This is a genomic window from Kribbella sp. NPDC104218 (assembly GCF_055584105.1).
In genome coordinates this window covers 1,442,234-1,458,631 of sequence record NZ_JBVJMQ010000001.1, presented here as the reverse complement: position 1 = coordinate 1,458,631, position 16,398 = coordinate 1,442,234, and the positions used below count along the sequence as shown (strand labels likewise).

At 70.3% G+C, this 16,398-nt stretch carries 10 protein-coding genes; 5 read left to right on the top strand and 5 right to left on the bottom strand.

Annotated elements, in window-relative coordinates:
- The first annotated feature begins 159 nt into the window (after positions 1-159).
- A complete protein-coding gene (locus ACZ6ZD_RS06910) occupies positions 160-696 on the top strand; it encodes a GNAT family N-acetyltransferase (RefSeq protein ID WP_465669145.1) in 537 nt (178 codons plus the stop codon).
- On the opposite strand, the gene ACZ6ZD_RS06905 is transcribed toward ACZ6ZD_RS06910, so the two are convergent.
- Positions 663-1,850, bottom strand: coding sequence for a glycosyltransferase 87 family protein (locus ACZ6ZD_RS06905; protein ID WP_465669143.1), 1,188 nt, complete (start codon positions 1,848-1,850; stop codon positions 663-665). The two genes, ACZ6ZD_RS06910 and ACZ6ZD_RS06905, sit on opposite strands and share 34 nt — an antisense overlap.
- A gap of 166 nt (positions 1,851-2,016) precedes the next feature.
- Between ACZ6ZD_RS06905 and ACZ6ZD_RS06900 the strand changes: the two genes are divergently transcribed.
- Together ACZ6ZD_RS06900 and ACZ6ZD_RS06895 are read left to right on the top strand one after the other, a co-directional pair.
- Positions 2,017-3,894 carry a sensor histidine kinase gene (locus ACZ6ZD_RS06900; RefSeq protein WP_465669141.1) on the top strand — a complete coding sequence of 626 codons (1,878 nt, stop codon included), beginning with the start codon at positions 2,017-2,019 and terminating at the stop codon, positions 3,892-3,894.
- On the top strand, positions 3,891-4,559 hold the full coding sequence (locus tag ACZ6ZD_RS06895; protein ID WP_465669139.1) for a response regulator transcription factor: 669 nt from the start codon (positions 3,891-3,893) through the stop codon (positions 4,557-4,559). Before ACZ6ZD_RS06900 ends, ACZ6ZD_RS06895 begins: the two co-directional genes overlap by 4 nt.
- Here ACZ6ZD_RS06895 and ACZ6ZD_RS06890 read toward each other — a convergent pair.
- Positions 4,556-4,945: a winged helix-turn-helix transcriptional regulator gene (locus ACZ6ZD_RS06890; RefSeq protein WP_465669137.1), complete on the bottom strand. Its 390-nt coding sequence runs from the start codon at positions 4,943-4,945 to the stop codon at positions 4,556-4,558. The two genes, ACZ6ZD_RS06895 and ACZ6ZD_RS06890, sit on opposite strands and share 4 nt — an antisense overlap.
- A 94-nt stretch (positions 4,946-5,039) precedes the next feature.
- On the opposite strand from ACZ6ZD_RS06890, the gene ACZ6ZD_RS06885 reads away from it, so the two are divergent.
- A complete protein-coding gene (locus tag ACZ6ZD_RS06885) occupies positions 5,040-5,447 on the top strand; it encodes a RidA family protein (protein WP_465669135.1) in 408 nt (135 codons plus the stop codon).
- A 35-nt stretch (positions 5,448-5,482) separates the two neighbouring features.
- Here the strand turns inward: ACZ6ZD_RS06885 and ACZ6ZD_RS06880 are convergent, their stop codons facing one another.
- Positions 5,483-8,434 (bottom strand): S8 family serine peptidase, encoded by a 2,952-nt coding sequence (locus ACZ6ZD_RS06880; RefSeq protein ID WP_465672636.1) that lies wholly within the window; start codon positions 8,432-8,434, stop codon positions 5,483-5,485.
- Positions 8,435-8,499: 65 nt separating this feature from the next.
- Here ACZ6ZD_RS06880 and ACZ6ZD_RS06875 point away from each other — a divergent pair, with 65 nt between their 5' ends.
- On the top strand, positions 8,500-9,165 hold the full coding sequence (locus ACZ6ZD_RS06875) for a hypothetical protein (protein ID WP_465669133.1): 666 nt from the start codon (positions 8,500-8,502) through the stop codon (positions 9,163-9,165).
- A 75-nt stretch (positions 9,166-9,240) separates the two neighbouring features.
- Here the strand turns inward: ACZ6ZD_RS06875 and ACZ6ZD_RS06870 are convergent, their stop codons facing one another.
- Entirely contained in the window at positions 9,241-12,861 is a 3,621-nt protein-coding gene (locus tag ACZ6ZD_RS06870; RefSeq protein WP_465669131.1) for a S8 family peptidase, read from the bottom strand.
- Positions 12,862-13,000: 139 nt separating this feature from the next.
- On the bottom strand, positions 13,001-16,258 hold the full coding sequence (locus tag ACZ6ZD_RS06865; protein WP_465669129.1) for a S8 family peptidase: 3,258 nt from the start codon (positions 16,256-16,258) through the stop codon (positions 13,001-13,003).
- Positions 16,259-16,398 lie beyond the last annotated feature (140 nt).

The window sequence follows — 16,398 nt, the reverse complement described above, 5'->3', positions numbered from 1 at the left end:
TGGAGACCGTCGAATCCCCCCTCGGCGTCTCCACGGCCGAAGTACCACCCTCCCCCGGGTGTTCTTCGGCGCCGCGGGGTGGTCCCTTCGAGGACCACCCTGCGGTTTCTTCATTTTCCGGCCATCCGATCGACCGCGAACCCGACGTACGCTGGCAAGGTGACGCTGAGCCTGCAGACCGACCGGCTACTGATCCGGGACTGGGAAGAGACCGACGCCGAGGCCGCGCTGGAGATCTACGGGTCGCCCGATGTGGCGCAGTGGCTCTCGCCGGCCATCGACAAGGTGACCGACGTGACCACGATGCGGATGATCCTGTCCGCCTGGATCGAGGCCCAGCCGAACTTCGTCGTCCCCGCGGGCCGCTTCGCGGTGGTGCGCGCCGAGGACGGCGAGGTGGTCGGCGGGCTGCTGATCCGGCTGCTGCCGCCGTACGAGGAGGATCTCGAGATCGGCTGGCAGCTGCGGCCGAGCGCCTGGGGGAACGGGTACGCCGTGGAGGCGAGCCGGGCCCTGATGTCGTGGGCGTTCAACACCCACGACGTCGACGAGCTGTTCGCGGTGGCGCGCCCGAACAACAAGCGCGCCATCGCGACCGCCGCTCGCCTCGGCATGGAGTGGGTCGGCGAGACCGACAAGTACTACGACCTGAACCTGCAGGTCTACCGCATCCGCGCATCGGAGTTCAGCAGCTGAGGCAGCCGGTAGCCGAAGGCGATCAGCGCCAGCGCGCCGATCAGGTAGCAGTCCGCGACCAGGGTCTGCAGGGCGTTGTAGTGGACCTCCTGGTCGTGGGCGAACGGTAGCCACCACGGCAGACCGAGCACGAACATCGCGGTCCAGCCCGCGGCCAGCGCCGTCCGCAGCGAGAGCAGTTTGCCGCGGTGGTGCCAGGCGAGCGCGGCCGCGGGAACGGCCCAGACCCAGTGGTTCGACCACGAGATCGGGGAGGCGGCCAGCCCGGTGAACGCGGTCACCACGACCGCCTCGAAGCCGAATCCACGATCGTGCAGGCGACGGGCGACGTACAGGCCGGCGATGCCGACGGTGATTGCCAGCAGCAACCAGAACGGCCCGGACCAGGGCATGTTCTCGGTCAGCCGGACGACGGCGCCGCGGATCGACTGGTTGCCGATGTAGTGCGGCGGGCCGACCCGGCCCGGGTCGAAGATGTACTTCGTCCAGAAGTCGATCGTCGAGCTCGGCGTCACCAGGAACGCGACCACCATCGTGAGCGCGGTGGTCACACTCGCGACGACCGCCTCCCGGTAGCGCTTGGTCACGATCAGGAAGACGATGAAGATCCCCGGCGTCAGTTTGATGCCGGTGGCAACACCGACCAGGACGCCGCGGAACCTGCGCGGGGTCAGGCCGAGCAGGTCGACCATCAGGATCGCCAGCAGGATCAGGTTGATCTGGCCGAGGCCGAGCGTCGACCGGACCGGCTCGAACAGCAGTGCGGCGAAGGCCAGCAGGACGCCGTACTCGCGCCGCCAGCCGAGCTTCTTCGCCGTCGCCCAGCCGATCACCAGCAGCGACAGCGCGGAGGCCAGCGTGATCAGGGTTCGCGCGAACTCCTGGCCGATCGCGAACGGCGCGAACACCAGCGCCGCGAACGGCGGGTAGGTGAAGCCGAGTCCCATCCCCGGGTAGTTCCGGTGCACGGTGTAGATGTCGTCCCCGTCGACGAGCCCCTTGGCCGCCGCGTAGTACACCCGCAAATCCCCCATGTCGGACGCCCAGGGATGCCAGACCAGGAGACACAGCACCGGCAGCATGGTTGCCGCCAGCACCAGAATCCCGGTCGGCACCCGGCGCCGAATCTTCGGTGTATCCAGCTCGATCGTCATGTTCTCGACGATCCCGGTGCACCCCTGGTCACCACATCGCCGCTGAGAGCCAACCGTGGTCGCCGGGGCGAGCGAGATCCCGGCGCCGGTCGAGTCCTCAGGAGTGACCCGGGTGTCACTCCTGAGAGTGACGGCTTTCGGGTGCTCGCGGCGCAACAATGGGCGAGTGAAGGAACTGTGGACCGAGCGTCGCGCCCTCTGGGTGGACGCCGTCATCGCCGTCGTGGGCGTGGCGAGTCTGCAGCACCGTGCCCTCGATTCCACGAACGCCGGCTGGCCGTTCCTGCCGCTGTGGCTGAAGCTGCTGCTGATGGTGCTGCCGCTGTTGATCGCCATCCGCCGGATCACGCCGGCGATCGCGGTGCCGGGGCTGATGCTCGGCGCTTACCTGGCGGAGATCGCGAACCAGCCGAAGTGGGTTCTGCTCGGCGGCGTGGTACTCGCGTTATGGTCGCTCGCCGGGCGTTGCCGGGTGCCGACCGCGCTGTCGGTGACCGGCGCGACGGCCGCCCTGATCCTGCTGCTGGAGGTCAACCGGAACCGGCTGATCGAGCTCGTCTACCCGTATCCCAACTGGACCTGGCAGCAGTCGGAGGGCCCGCCGCTGGCCGTCGGCGGGCGCGGGATCAGCGAGTACTTCCGCGAGGTACTGCTGGGGCGGAACTGGCCGCGCTGGCAGATCTTGCTGATTGTCGTGGTCGTGGTGCTGTTCCTGCTGATCCGGCGGCGCCGGGCGCAGACGTCGTCGCTCGGCGAGCAGTGGCTGGAGTTGCGCGCGTTCCTGCGCGGGCCGGCCGACCTGCTGCGGACCACCCTGCTGGCCGCCGGGTTCGCGACGCTCACCCTGACCGAGCTCGCGCAGGACGTCTTCCGCGGGAACTGGTGGAGTGCGCCAGGTTGGATGCCCTACGGGCTGGCGGCCGCCGCGTTCGTGCTCGTGCTTCGCCGCTGGCCGGTGGTCCCGGTCGTCGTACTCGCGGCCGGGGCGCTGATCGTGAACTACCAGGCGTCGTCGCCGATCTACGCCTACTACGCCACCTTCGCGCTCTCGCTCTACTGGCTGATCGTGACGCCCCGGCAGGACCGGTCGGTGCGCTGGACGGTGCCGACCGCGGTCGCTGTCCTGGTGATCCTGCCGATCATCACCTGGCGGATGCGGTTCGTCGTGATGCAGTACATCTTCCCGCGGTTGCGGAGCGACGGTCTGCCGTTCGCCTTCGACAGCTCGGGGGCGCACAACGTCACGTACGAAGGGCTGGTCGACAACCGCTGGCCGCTGACGTACTCGCTGCTGTTCCTGCTGCCGATCGCCGCCGGGATCGCGACGCGCTTCTACCGGCGGAATCGGGTCGCCACGCAGCGCGAGGCGGAGCTGGAGCAGCAGGTCGAGGTCCGCGAGGCCGAGCAGGTCGTGCTGACCGAGCGGGCCGTGATCGCCCGCGACCTGCACGACGTCGTCGCGCACGCGGTGAACCTGATGGTGATCCAGGCCGAGACCGGTCCGGATCTGATCCGGCGCGGAGAGGACGACGTCCTGGCCGGTTTCCAGCGGATCGGGGACGCCGGCCGGCGCGCGCTGAGCGAGCTGGACCGACTGCTCTCCGCGCTTCGTGACGAAGACGGCATCCCGGACCCGCAGCTGGCTCCGCAGCCCGGGCTGGCCGATCTGTCACAGTTGGTCACGGATGTCTCGGACGAGCGCCTGACGATCGAGCTCGATCTGGACGGCGACCTGAGCGCACCGCCGGAGGGCCAGCAGGTGACGGCGTACCGGCTCGTCCAGGAGGCGCTGACGAACGTGGTCAAACATGCGAAGGCGAGCGCCGTCCGGGTGACCGTGCGGATCAAGGAGGCGGGTTTGCGGGTCGAGGTGACCGACGACGGGAGCGGATTCGACGTCGCGGCGGCCGGTCGTGGGAACCGGCACGGCCTGCCGGGGATGCGCGAGCGGGTCCGGATCGAGGGCGGCACGCTCGACATCCGCAGTACGCCGGGCGCGGGGACGACGATCGCCGCCTGGATCCCGGTCGGCGGCAGCCGGTGAACGACCTCCGAACCGGCCCGATCAAGGTGATGGTGGTCGACGACCAGGACCTGGTCCGGGACGGGATCGCGATGATCCTGGACGGTCAGCCGGATATCGAGGTGGTCGCCCAGGCCGTCGACGGCGCGGACGCGATCCGGCAGGCGGCCGCGATCCTGGACCTGGCCGTCGTCCTGATGGACGTCCGGATGCCGGTGATGGACGGGATCGAGGCGACCCGGCAGCTGGCCGGCGGCCCGCGGGTGCTGATCCTGACCACCTTCGACCTCGACGAGTACGTGTACGACGCGCTCCGCGCCGGCGCCAGCGGCTTCCTGCTGAAACGGTCCTCCCGGGACGAGCTGATCAACGCCGTCCGGGTGATCGCCGGCGGCGACGCCCTGCTCGCGCCCCCGGTCACCCGCCGCCTGATCGACCGCTTCGCCGACACCCGCCTCGACCCGACGGTCGCGGCCGGCCTCGACGTCCTGACCGCCCGCGAGCGCGAAGTCCTCGTCCTCGTTGCCAAAGGCAACTCCAACGCCGAGATCGCCGACGAACTCCACCTCACCGAACACACCGTCAAGACCCACGTCAGCCGGATGCTCAGCAAACTCGGCCTCCGCGACCGCGTCCAAGCCGTCATCCTCGCCTACGACGCCGGCCTGGTCACCGCCGGCCGCTAGCCCTGGTCGAAGCTCTGCCGAGCGCTCTCGATCTGCGCGAAGTACTTGTGCGTCCACGCGCACATAGTGTCGACGGTCACCCGCAACCCCTGCCCCGCCTCGGTCAACGTGTACTCCACCTTCGGCGGCACGGTCGGGTACACCGTCCGTCCGACCAGCCCGTTGCGCTCGAGCATCCGCAGGTTCTGCGTGAGCATCTTGTGGCTGATCCCCCCGACCCGCTGCCGCAACTCGCTGAACCGCAGCGTGCCGTCGCCGAGCGTCTCGATGATCAGGAACGCCCACTTGTTCGCGACATCCGAGAAGATCTCCCGCGCCAGCGAATCGGCCCGACTCAGGTCGGCCTGCTCAGCCGCCGACAGGCCGCTGACCTGCTTGGTTCCCATCTGGTTCCCCGATCACCGAAAAGTGCCTTCTTCCGTCCTGCTCCACACTCTCCTATGGTTCCTGAGTAACCACAAGAGAGCACGAGGGGAAACCATGCCGAGCACAATGATCGATCCGGACGCACTGCCGGCCGTCGACGTCTACCATCAGGTCGCCGTGGCGACCGGCAGTCGGATGGTGTTCGTTGCGGGCCAGGTGTCGTGGGATGCCGAAGGGAAGACTGTTGGCGAGGGTGATCTGGCGGCCCAGGTCGAGCAGGCCTACCGCAATGTGAACACTGCCGTGACGGCGGCGGGCGGGACGTTCGCGGACGTCGTCCGGCTGACCGTTTACGCCGTCGACTGGACGCCGGACAAGATGCCCGCCCTGCTCGCCGGTATCGACCGGGCGAGGACCGGGTTGGGCATCACGGACGCACCGCCGGCGACGCTGATCGGCGTGGCGGCGCTGGATGTCCCGGAGCACCTGGTGGAGATCGAAGCGACGGCGGTATTGGCGTGAGCGGGGGTGGCTGACTGCCACCCCCGCCAGGCGGCCTACCGCACGCCGTAGGCCGCGGTGATCACCTGCTTCAAACTGTTGCCATCGGCATCTTTTGCTGTGATGCGCAGGCTGGGTGCCTTGCCGGCGGCGGAACCCGGGTGGGTGACGGTGGCCGCGTACTTGGCGCCGGTGCCGGTGATCGGCAGCGACGTCCAATGGCGTCCGTCGTAGGAGAGCTCCAACTTGGGCTTGGTGAAGGCCGCGGTGCTGCCGGAGCCGTGTTGGTGGCGGAGGCCGAGGTCGATCGTGATGGAGCGGTTGGTGGGGACCTGGTTGAGGGCGTTGGACTGGGGGATGTCGAGGTCGACCAGTACCAGTGGCATCAGCTCGGTGGCGCCGCCCTTGGAGCGGAACTTCCAGTGTGACTTGACGGATGAGGAGTAGCGGAAGACGTCGGGGTCGGAGGCTGCGGTGAGGTCGACGGTGTAGGTTGCGGCGTCGGCTGGTACGTCGGGGAGGACGCCGATGCCGGGTTCGTTGGCGATTTCGCGGCCGTTGCGGCTGACCTTGATCTCGCCGCCGGCGTAGATGTGCGGGAGGTACTGGCTGCCGCGGCTGAGGGCGCTGAAGGACAGGCCGAGGCCGCCCTCCATGCGGCCGACCTGAGTCGACGGGCCGGACGGGCCATCGGGGAGACCGCTGTTCAGGACGGCGGTCATCCAGCGCTCGACCGTCTTCGCCCCTGGCTGGTAGGCCCGTGGCGTGTTGGTCAGATGCATGGTCGTGCCGCCCTGGAACGACACCACGCTCGACCATTGGACGTCGTTGCCCAGCACGTAGGCGGTGCGCTTGCCCGGGGTCGGGAACTCGGGTGGGAGGAAGGTGTTCAGCGTCGAGCCTGCTGGGGTCGTGCCGCTCCGCGACTCCGACACCTGGGCGCCGCGGACGTGGGTGCCGAAGGTCTCGTCAACCGTCGCGAGTTCGGCGGGGCGGATGGCCACGACGGAGTCGGCCGGTACCTGATTGCGCCACGGTACGACCAGGTCGTAGACGTACGGCGTCGCGGCCTGCCCGGTGACGCGGACGGTGACCGAGCCCTTGAGGAGGGACTGCGCGCTGATCCGGGAGATTCGCATTGTCGGCAGCGTCGCCTCGCCGTTCTCGCCGGTGGCCCAGAAGCTGAACACTGCGCCGTCCCCGGCCCGGTCCGGCCGGTAGAGCATGACGGCGGCCGCGCCGGCGTCCTGGGCGTTCTTCGCCAGCTCGCCGCTGGGCAGGCTTCCGTCGGTCCGGATCAGCGCCAGCTTGCCTTTGACACCGGTCAGCTCGGCCGGTGAACCGGCTCCGCCGTCGAAAACCCGCAGGTCCTTGCGACCGGTGAACCGCGGGCCGGTGTGGAAGTCGAGGGCGGTGAACGCGGGTCCGCCGACGATCTCGGCGTGGTACGGCGGTTGTTCCAGCCGTTTGCCGATGGCGATCTCCGCCGAACCGACCGTCGGCGCGGCCGTCCTGGTCGCGGTGAAGGTTCGCCGTGCGCCACTTGCGCTGGCGCCGTTCGTACGCCGCAGGCCGGGCAGCTCGCGGACGTAGGACAGCTCAGTCATCCGCGCAGTCGCCGCACCCTGCCCTTGGACGCCGACGTCCACCGGCTGGGCCTTACGGGCGTCGAGCGTCACCGTTGCGGAGCGACGGACCACGAACTCCTCGCTCAGCACCAGATCGAACCGGCCGGGCGCGGCGTCGGTCGCGTCGGTGATGAACAGCGACGACACGTCGTACCGGCCGGGGGCGAGGCGAACCGTCGCCGTCCCGTCGACGAGTTGCGGACTCTCGAGATCGGGCTGCTCGCCGTCCAGCCGGTTCAGGCCGAGCTCGCCATCGGCCGGTCCGCCGTTGGGTCCGATTCCAGTGAAGGTGACGTCGTACATCTCGGGTTCGGCGTACCAGCCGACAACGGTGACGAGCGGATCCGCGCCGGTCGCGGTCGCGGTGATGCGCCCGGCGATCGCACCACTGCCGGCGGCAGCGCGGTCGGTAGTGACAGTGACGGCGGCCTCACCCTGAGCGGGGACGACGAGGCTCGTGCTGCTGAACCGGACTGCGGGGAGATCGCTGGCCAGGCTGAGAGTGACCGGCGTCGCGGTCGGGTTGCGGTACTTCAGTTCGCGGGTGACCGGGTCGGTCTGCGGATACGGCCAGGTGATCGCGCCGAGGTCCAGCTCGGCCAGGTCGACCGACGGGCCGGTCGCGGTCGCCTGGTCGGCGTCCACGCGGCCCGCGCCCTGCCCGGTCAGCGGGTTGTTCGGCTGCGGATCGGCGGTCGAGATGAGTCGGGCCTTGAGGGCGTCGGCCTTCCACCCCGGATTCGCCTGGGCGATCAGCGCGGCGGCGCCGGCGACATGCGGGCTGGCCATCGACGTACCGGAGGCCGCTGTGTAGTTGTCGTCCACCGGCTCGCCGAGCTCAGTGCCGGCCGCGCGGGCGGCGACGATCCCGGTGCCCGGCGCGGACAGCTCCGGCTTCGTGACGTTGTCACCCACGCGTGGGCCGCGGCAGGAACGGGCGCTGGTCGAGCCATCGCGCAGAAGGTTGCCAACAGCAAGCGCTTCGTCGGCGGCCGCCGGACTGCTGATCCGGCAGGACGTGTCGGGCGGACGAACGTTGCCGGCCGCAACGACGAACAGCGTGCCGGTCTCCGCGCTGAGTCGGTTGACCGCCTGGGACAGCTCGTCGGTCCCGTCGGTGGCATCGCCGCCGAGGCTGAGGTTGACGACCTTCGCGCCCTGGGCGGTGGCCCACTCCATCCCGGCGATGATGCCGGAGTCGTAACCCTGTCCGTTGTCGTTGAGCACCTTGCCGCTGAGCAGCGTGGCCTCGGGTGCGACGCCCTTGTTCTTCCCGCCGGACGCCGTCCCGTTGCCGGCCGCGATACTCGCGACGTGGGTGCCATGACCGTGACGATCGACGGCGTCCTCGGCCTCGCTGAAGTTCTCGGCGGCGGCGATCCGGCCGGCCAGGTCGGGGTGGTTCGGGGTGGTTCGGGTCGATGCCGGTATCGAGGACGGCGATCTTGACGCCCTTGCCGGTGAAGCCGCGCTGCCAGGCCGCGGGCCCGCCGATCTGCGGGACGCTCTGCTCGAGGTTCGCGGTGACCCGCCGGTCGAGGCTGATCCTGGCGACGGCGGACGTCGTGGCCACGGACTTCCAGAAGGCCGAACCGTGCTCGACCCGGGTCGCGCGGGCGCCGAGACTGTTCAGGACCCGGCCGCCGCGCGTCCCCGGGACGGCGGATCGCGCGCGACCGAGGGCCGTTTTCGCGGCGCCGGCGTACCGGACGATGACCGGCGGGCGTTCAGCGGCGCCTTCGGCGATCAATGTGGTGACGTCGAACAGGGATCGGTCGAGCCGTCCCGCCAAGACGTCGGGCTGGGCCGCGACCGGTACGACGTACGTGTGTCCGTTCACGCTGCTGGTCAGCGCGGCGTCCGACGTACTGCCGGGGCCGGGGAGGAAAGTCGCGCGGTCCGGCCGTCCGGGGCTGCTCGTCACCCGGACCTGGTCGCCGGTGATCAAGGTGACCAGGGACTCCGTCGTCTGTGGACGGGTCTGCGGGGACGGCGGTGCCGCGGTCGCCACGGCCGGGATGCCGAGGGTCAGGCTGAGGCTCACGACGGGCGCGAGCCAGCGAATCGGGTGCACGGGGTACCTCCTGAGCCGGGTCCTTTCACTTCCGTGATGGTGGGCGAGGGAATCCGGTTCACGGCGGGGGAGACCTTTCGATCCTGATGGAAAGGTCTCCCCCGGCGGTCGCCTACTTCACGCCGTAGGCGGCGGTGATCTCCTGGGTGAGCGTGCTCCCTTCGGTGTCGGCCGCGGTGAGGCGGAGAGCGGGGGACTTGCCGGCCGCCGAGGCCGGGTGGGTGACCTTCGCGGCATACTTCGCGGTGCCGGTGGCCGTGAGCGGCAGGTCGGTCCACTGCTTGCCGTCGTAGGACAGCTGCAGCTTGGGCTTGGTGAACTTGGCCGTGCTGCCGGAGCCGAATTGGTGCCGCAGGGCAAGGTCGATGGTGATCGGCTGCCCGGTCGGCACCTGGCTCGCCGCATCCGCCTGCGGGACGTCGAGATCCGCGAGGACGAGCGGCATCCGCTCGGTCTCATCGCCCTTGGAACGGAACTTCCACTGCGAGTCGATCCTGGTGGAGTAGCGGAACACCCGCGGCTCAGCCGTACTCGTCAGCTTCATCGTGTAGTCGGCCGCCTCGGCCGGTACGTCGAGCCAGACCGCCGGGTAGTCGCCGGTGTAGAGCTCGGCCCCGTCGCGGGTGACGGTGAATTCATGGCTGCCGCCGGGCTCGATGGAGGTCTGCGACGGCCCCTGCCCGGTCGGGCGGAGCCAGATGTGCAGGCTGCCGTCCACCCGAGCGACCTGATGCCACGAGTTCGCCGCGTCGGGCAGACTCGCATTCTGCACCGGCGCCAGCCAACGCTCGACGGTCGTCGATCCCGGTCGATAGGTCCGCGGCTCGGAACCCCCGAAGACATTGGCATTTCCGTTGTCGAAGACGAGCTGGCTACCCCACTTGATCTGGTTGCCCTGGACGTACGACGTCCGCTGGGCCGGTGCGCTGAAGATCGGCCACAGGAAGCCGCCCAGTTCGGCGCCTGCCGGGGTGTAGGCCTTGCGGACCTCGGAGGTGGCCAGACCGGCGGCGTGGGCGCCGAAACTCTCCGAGACCGTCGCGAGCTGGTCGCGCTTGACGGTGAGGGTCGTGTCGGCCGGGATCCGCTTCGCCCAGGGGACCGCCAGGTCGTAGACGTACGGCGTCGCGGCCTGGCCGGTGATCCGGAGCGAAGTTGCCGCCAGCAACTTCTTTGCGCTGACCCGGGAGACCCGGAGCGTGGGCAGCTTCGCGCCGTCCGTGCCGCCGATCGCCCACCAGCCGCCGACGCCGCCGTCCCCGGCCACTGCCGGGTTGTAGAGGATGGCGGCCGCCGCGCCGGCGTCCTCCGCGTTCTTCGCGAGCTGACCGTTCAGGGCGTCGCCTTCGTACCGGATGATCGCGACCTTGCCCTTGGCGCCGGCCAGCTCGGCCGGTGAACCGGCGCCGCCGTCGTACACCTGCAGGTCCTTGCGGCCGGTGAAGCGCGGGCCGAAGTAGAAGTCGAGCGCCGGGACGGCCGGGCCGCCCGCGATCTTCACCTGGTAGGCAGGGTGCTCGACCCGTTTGCTGAAGCTGACCTCAGCGGTACCGACCGTCGGCTCCGCGGTCCGGTTGGTCGCGTGGACGCTCCGGGAGCCGATGCTGCTGAGCCCGTCCTGGTGGGCGAGCCCGGGGGCGGTGCGGACGTAGATCAGGCTGGTCTCGCGGTCGGTCGCGATGGCCGGCTGCCCCTCGGCGGTGAGATCGACCGGTTGCGTCGTCCGGCCGTCGAGGGTGATCGCGGTCTGCTTGCGAACCTCGAAGTCATTGGCGACGACGACGTCGGCGCGTCCGGGGACGCCGTCCACGGCGGCGGTGAAGAACACCGTCGAGCCGCTGTACTTACCCGGTGGGACGCGGATCTTGCCGGTGCCGTCGATGATCGGCACGACGGTCCCGAAGGGGTCGAGCTGAGGGCCGTCGAGGCGGTTCAGCGCGAACTCGCCCCACGCCGGGCTCCCGTTGTGGGCGACGCCGGTGATGGTCAGGTCGTAGAGCTCGGGTTCGGCGTACCAGCCGATCGTGGTGACGAGCGGGTCGGAGCCGTCGGCCGTCGCGGTGATCCGGCCGGCGAAGTTGCCGGTGCCCTGGGCGGCGCGGTCGGCGCTGACCGTCACCTTGGCCTCGCCCTCGGCCGGGACGACGAGCTTCTCCGCGCTCAGCTTCGTGGACTGCTGGTCGACGGCGAGTTCGAGCGTGACCGGCGTACTGGTCGGGTTGCGGTAGGTCAGCTCCCGAGTGACGACGTCGGACGCCGGGTACGGCCAGGCCAGGACGCCGAGTTCAAGCTCACCGGCGTCGACCGTGACGTCGGCCGCGGTTGCCTGATCGGCGTCGACGCGGCCGGCGCCCTGTTTGCCGATCGGGTCGTTCGGCTGCGGGTCGGAGGTCGAGATGAGTCGGGCCTTGAGGGCGTCGGCCTTCCACTGCGGGTGTGCCTGGGCGATCAGCGCGGCGGTGCCGGCGACGTGCGGGCTGGCCATCGACGTCCCGGTCAGAGAGGTGTAGTGCTCGTCGACCGGATCGCCCAGACCGGTACCGGCGGCCCGGGCCGCGACGATGCCGGTGCCCGGTGCGGAGAGCTCAGGCTTCAGGGCGCCGTCCCCGCGGCGTGGTCCTTGGCACGAGCCGGCGTTGGTCGCGCCGTCGCGCTGAAGGTTGCCAACGGCAAGGGCTTCGTCGGCGGCCGCCGGGGAGCTGACGTTACCGGGGCCGTCGTTGGGGAACCGGCAGTTACCGGCCGCGATGACGAACAGGGCGCCGGTCTGCTTGCTGATCCGGTTGACCGCCTGGGACAGCTCGTCGGTGCCGTCGCTCGGACCGCCGCCGAGGCTGAGGTTGACGACCTTGGCGCCCTGGGCGGTGGCCCACTCCATGCCGGCGATGATGCTGGAGTTGTAGCCCTGGCCGCTGTCGTCGAGGACCTTGCCGCTGAGCAGGGTGGCCTCGGGGGCGACGCCCTTGTTCTTGCCGCCGGACGCGGCGCCGTTGCCGGCCGCGATACTCGCGACGTGGGTGCCGTGGCCGTGGTGGTCGATGCTGTCGGCGGCTTCGGTGAAGTTCTCGGCGGCGTCGACCCGGCCGGTGACGTCCGGGTGCTCGGGGTCGATACCGGTGTCCAGGACGGCGATCTTGACGCCCTTGCCGGTGAATCCGCGCTGCCAGGCGGCCGGGCCGCCGATCTGCGGGACGCTCTGGTCGAGGCTCGCCGTGACCCGGCGGTCCAGGCTGACCTTCGCGACGCCGCCGCCAGTGGTCAGGGACCGCCAGAACGTCGTCCCCTGCTCCACCCTGGTCGCGCGGGCGCCGAGACTGGTCAGGGCGCGACCGCCCGTCGTCCCGGCGATCGCGGACCGGGCGCGGCTGCCGGCGCTCTTACCGGAGTAGCGCACGATGACCGGGGTGCTCTTGGTCGCGCCTTCGGCGATCAGCGTGGTGACGTCGAAGAGCGTCCGGTCGAGGCGGCCCGCGGCGACCTCGGCTGTAGCGGCGGACGGGACGACGTACGTGTGCCCGTTCGTGATCGTCGTCCGCGCGGACTCCGAAGTGCTGCCCGGGCCGGGCTGGAAGGTGACTTGGTCCCGGCTGCCGGGTCGGCTGGTGATTCGGACCGAGTCACCGGTGATCAGCGTGACCGTCGAGACGGTCGGGGCATTCTTGGGCCGGGCGGGCGGCGGCCCGGATGGGGACGCGGCGGCCGGAGCGGCGCCGAGCGTCAGGCTGAGCGCCACGAGGGGCACTGTCCAGCGGGTCGGTTGCAAAGGATCCTCCTGATCCAGGCGGGTGGTCTCGTCGGGGGAACCACTTGGCCAGGCCCCTTGGATGACGCCCCGCCCGCCTTTCGAACCCGATCGAAAGGCGGGCGCGGGCCTACTTGAGGCGGTAAGCGGCGGTGATCTCTTGGGTGAGGGTGCTGCCGGCGGTGTCGCTCGCCGTGAGGCGGAGCGACGGAGATCCGCCTGCGGCCGTGGTCGGGTGGACGAGTTCGGCGACGTACTTGCTGCCGGTTTCGGTCAGCGGGAGGTCGGTCCAGCGCTTGCCGTCGTAGGAGAGCTCGAGCTTCGGCTTGGTGAATTTCGCCGTCGTCGTCGAGCCGAGCTGATGCCGGAGGGTCAACTCGATGCTGCTCGGGCGGCCGGTCCGGACCTGGCTGAGCAGGTCGGCCTGCGGTACGGCGACGTCCGCCAGGACCAGCGGCAGTCGTTCCTCTTCGCCGCCGAGGGAGCGGAAGGCCCAGTGCGAGGTGACCTTGGTCGAGTAGCGGTAGTACTTCGGGTCCGGGCTGCTGGTGAGATCGATCGTGTAGTTGGCCGGGTCGTTATCGGTCGGTCGGCCGTAGCCGGTGGGAGCGTCGGTAGAGATCAGTTGTTCGCCGTTGCGGGTCACCTCGAGTTGGTGAGTGCCGCTCCCGGTCCAGGGGGTCAGATAGCTCGTGCTGTTGGCGAAGGGCGCGAACGACACGGCCAGGAAGCCCTGATCGTGGACGACAGCGGCAGGCTCCTCGCCGTCCGCACCGGGTAGGCCGCTGTTCAGGACCGACGTCATCCAGCGCTCGGCCGTGCGGACGCCGGCGCGGTAGCTGCGGGTCGGTGCGAACAGGACCAGGTACGACGCCTCGTCGAGGACGACGCTGCTGCTCCACCTGGCCTGGTTGGCCAGCACGTACGACGTCCGCCGGGCCGGGGCCGTGAGCTCCGCCGCGGCGCCGGGGTAGTGCATGGCGCTGGCCGGGGTGAGACCGAGCCGCCGCTCGACGACCGGAGTGCTGGGGACGTGGGCTCCGAAGGATTCGTCGACGACTGCGAACTGGTTGCGCTTGAACGAGAGCGTGGTGTCCTTCGGCAGCCTGTTCGGCCACGGGACCAGCAGGTCGTAGACGGTGTCCTTGCTCTCGAACCGGCGCGAGAAGCTCGTCTCGGCGGCGCCGATGGTCGGGCCGGCCGAGGTGCGGGTCGCACCGAAGGCATGCGGCTCAGGGCCGGTGTTGATCGAGATGGACGCGTTGTCCTCGGGCAGGTCGCGGACGTAGGTGAGCTGAGAGCCGTGCAGCCGGGCAGCGGCGTCGACGGTGAGATCGACGGCCTGGGTCTTGCGGGCATCGAGGGTCAGCGTGGTGTTCTTGCGGAGATCGAACTCGCCGCTCAGGACGAGGTCGGACCGGTCCGGTGAGTCGATGAACGCGGCGGCGTCGTACCGGCCCGGCGGTAGCCGCAGCTTGGCGGTGCCGTTGACGATCCGGACGACGTCGTCCGGGCCGAGGTCGGGCTGGTCGCCGTCCAGTCGCTGCAGGGTGACCTCGGCGTTCGGGACGGGTGATCCGTCGCGGGTGGTGCCGGTGAAGGTGAGCTCGTAGCGCTCGGGTTCGGCGTACCAGCCGATGACGGTGACGAGCGGATCCGCGCCGGGTGCGGTGGCCGTGATTCGGCCGGCGAAGTTGCCGACGCCGCCTGCTGAGCGGTCGGCCGCGACGGTCACCTTGACCTCGCCGTTGGCCGGTACGACGACCTGCGCCGCGCTCAAGCGCGGGGCGACGGCGGGCTGCTCGAAGTCGACGGCGAGTTGCAGGGAGATCGGCGTACCGGTCGGGTTGCGGTAGGTCAGGTCGCGGGTGACGACGTCGGTCGGCGGGTGTGGCCAGGTGCGCAGGCCCAGGTCGAGCTGGCCGGCGTCGACGCTGATGCCGTCGGCGGTGGGGCCGTCGGCGGTGGCCTGGTCGGCGTCCACGCGGCCCGCGCCCTGCGCGGCGACGGCGCTGCCGGGCTGCGGGTCCGCGGTCGAGATCAGCCGGGCGCGGAGAGCGGCGTTCTTCCAGGTCGGGTGCTGCTGGACGAGGAGCGCGGCGGTCCCGGCGACGTGCGGCGTGGCCATCGACGTACCGGACAGGCTGCTGTAGCTGTCGCCGACCGGTGTGCCGAGGTCGGTCCCGGCGGCGCGGGCGGAGACGATGTCGGTGCCGGGTGCGGCGAGGTCGGGTTTCAAGGCCCCGTTGAGTTTTCGGGGTCCACGACAGGAGTCTTCGGCGACGCTCCCGTCGTCGACAAGGTTGCCAATAGCAACAGCTTCGTCGGCGGCGCCGGGGGCGGTGACCGTGTTCGGCGACCAGGGCGCGCCGCCGTAGCAGTTACCTGCGCCGACCACGAACAGGGCGCCGGTCCGCCGGCTGATCCGGTTGAGGGCCTCGGAGAGCTCGTCGGTGCCGTCGCTCTCGCCGCCGGCCAGGCTGAGGTTCAGGACGGACGCGCCCTGGGCGGCGGCCCACTCCATCCCGGCGATGACGCTGGAGTTCGTGCCCGCGCCGTCGTCGCCGAGCACCTTGGCGTTCAGCAACGTCGCGTCGGGCGCGACGCCGCGGTACTTGCCGTCGGACGCCGTGCCGTTGCCGGCGGCGATCCCGGCGACGTGCGTGCCGTGGCCGTTGCGGTCGATCGGGTCGCCGGCGCCGATGAAGTCCTGGGCGGCAGTGATCCGGCCGGTGAGATCCGGGTGGGTCGGGTCGATGCCGGTGTCGAGGACGGCGATCTTGACGCCCTTGCCGGTCAGGCCGCGCTGCCAGGCCGCCGGGCCGCCGATCTGCGGGACGCTCCGGTCGAGGCTGGTTTTCACCCGGCGGTCGAGGCTGATCCTGGCGACCGCGGCGGAGTCGTCGACGGCGTTCCAGAACGACGCACCGGGCCGGACGCGCGTCGCCCGGGCGTCGAGGCTGTTCAGGACCCGGCCGCCGGTGGTGCCGGGCAGTGCGGAACTGGCCGCGGTTATGGCGGCTTCGGCGTACCGGATGATCACTGGAACGCTGTCGGTGACGCCCTCGGCCAACAGGGTCGTGACGTCGAAGAGGGTCGGGTCGAGGCGGCCGGCGTCCACCTCGGCCTGCGCGGACGCCGGGACGACGTACGTGTGGCCGTTGCGGCGGGTGGTGCGGACGGTCTGTTCGGGGGTGCCCGGGGCGGGCAGGAACGTCGTCCGGTCGGGCTGACCTGGCGCCCGGGTGATGCGGACGGAGTCGCCGGTGACGAGGGTGACGGTCGCGGTCGTGGGGTTCGGTGGCGTGCTGGCGGGTGGGGGCGCTGCCGTACTGGTGACGGTTTGCGTGCTGAGCGTGAGGGCGATCAGGGCTGCCACAGAGCGCACAGGGGTCCTCCTCGGGAGAGCGGCTGTCCCCGTGAGGTACGAGATGGCGGCCCGAAAGGTTGGCGACCCTGAGTTGTCCCTGGGATTTTGTAGAGTTGAGTGGAATGGACTCAACTTTGGATAAGTTGTACCGAGTGACG

Bases quoted from the DNA above. Each gene is read 5' to 3' on its own strand.
- ACZ6ZD_RS06890 (WP_465669137.1), bottom strand. From the start codon at position 4,945: ATGGGAACCAAGCAGGTCAGCGGCCTGTCGGCGGCTGAGCAGGCCGAC.
- ACZ6ZD_RS06885 (WP_465669135.1), top strand. From the start codon at position 5,040: ATGCCGAGCACAATGATCGATCCGGACGCACTGCCGGCCGTCGACGTC.
- ACZ6ZD_RS06905 (WP_465669143.1), bottom strand. From the start codon at position 1,850: ATGACGATCGAGCTGGATACACCGAAGATTCGGCGCCGGGTGCCGACC.